We start from the raw sequence: 1425 nt of genomic DNA on the forward strand, positions 1-1425 counted from the left end.
ATTTTCGGGAGATTCGTTTTTCGGCATGGAGAGCTGGGATGGGTCACCCAAGATCGGACGGGAGTGAATCGCGGTTTGCGGCCTATGTCGAGGGGCTTGTGAACGTGATCGGCCATGCAGACCGGGCGAAGCCGTTACGGGATTACTGCGTTGGTCTGATGATGCCATGCGAACGCAAGAGCGTGGAACCGATGGCGGCAATCACCGCGCCTGAACGGACAGCGGCGCAGCATCAATCGCTGCTGCATTTTGTCGGTGAAGGGCGCTGGTCGGACGAGAAGGTCTTGACCAAGGTGCGCGAGATGGTGCTGCCGCGGATCGAGCGTCATGGACCGATCGAGGCCTGGATTATCGACGACACAGGTTTTCCCAAGCAGGGCCGGCATTCAGTAGGAGTGGCACGACAGTATTGCGGCCAACTTGGCAAGCAGGACAATTGTCAGGTCGCGGTGTCGCTGTCGATTGCCAATCACCACGCCAGCCTGCCGGTCGCTTATCGCCTGTACCTACCGCAGGAATGGCAAGATCGCGCACGCCGGCGAAAGGCCGGCATTCCTGAGGACATTTGTCTTCAAGACCAAGCCGCAGATCGCGTTCGATCAGATTCGTAAGGCCTGCGAGGCCGGCCTGCCGCGCGGCGTCGTGCTGATGGATGCCGGTTACGGTGCCAACACCGAACTGCGCACGGATATCGCAACGCTGGGGTTGAGCTATGTCGCTGGCATTCTACCGAACACCACGGTGTGGGCGCCGGGCATGGTGCCGCTGCGCGCCAAAAGATGGTCGGGCCAGGGAAGGCCGCCGAAGTTGATACGGCGTGATCGCCATCATCAGCCAATCTCGGTCAAGAAACTCGCGCTCGGCTTGCCGGCAAAGGCATGGCGCACGATCGCGTGGCGCGAAGGTTCGGCCGAGCAGCTCACCTCGCGCTTTGCTCGGGTGCGCGTGCGGGTTGCCCATCGCGATTACAACCTCACCAAGAGCCGCCCGGAAGAATGGCTGTTGATCGAGTGGCCGAAGAACGAGGCCGAGCCGACAAAATATTGGCTCTCGAGCGTTCCCGAAAAGATCGCCTTCCATCGGTTGGTCGACCTGACAAAACTGCGCTGGCGCATTGAGCGCGACTATCAGGAACTCAAGCAGGAGGTCGGGCTCGGCCACTTCGAAGGGCGCGGTTGGCGCGGCTTCCACCACCATGCCACACTATGCATAGCGGCTTACGGATTCCTCATCTCCGAAAGGGAGACGATTCCCCCCTCAGCGCCTCGTTCAGCCGGGCTGTTCCAAACGCCTGCCCTTCCCGAACGTTATAAACCCAGAGGCTCCGCCGCTGCGCACCGAACGGCACATTCCAAACTCGATTGCGACGATGCGTCGACGGCTCGTTCTCGCCCTCGTCAGAAGTCTGTCGCGATGTCCATGTTG

General features: G+C 60.8%; 1 pseudogene. It reads left to right on the forward strand.

Going from position 1 to position 1425, the window contains the following annotated elements:
* Positions 1 to 38: 38 nt before the first annotated feature.
* Positions 39 to 1425 (forward strand): annotated as a pseudogene (locus IVB48_RS34560) (IS701 family transposase); the annotation flags it as partial.

This window comes from Bradyrhizobium sp. 76, from assembly GCF_023073025.1.
Classification (GTDB): Bacteria; Pseudomonadota; Alphaproteobacteria; order Rhizobiales; family Xanthobacteraceae; genus Bradyrhizobium.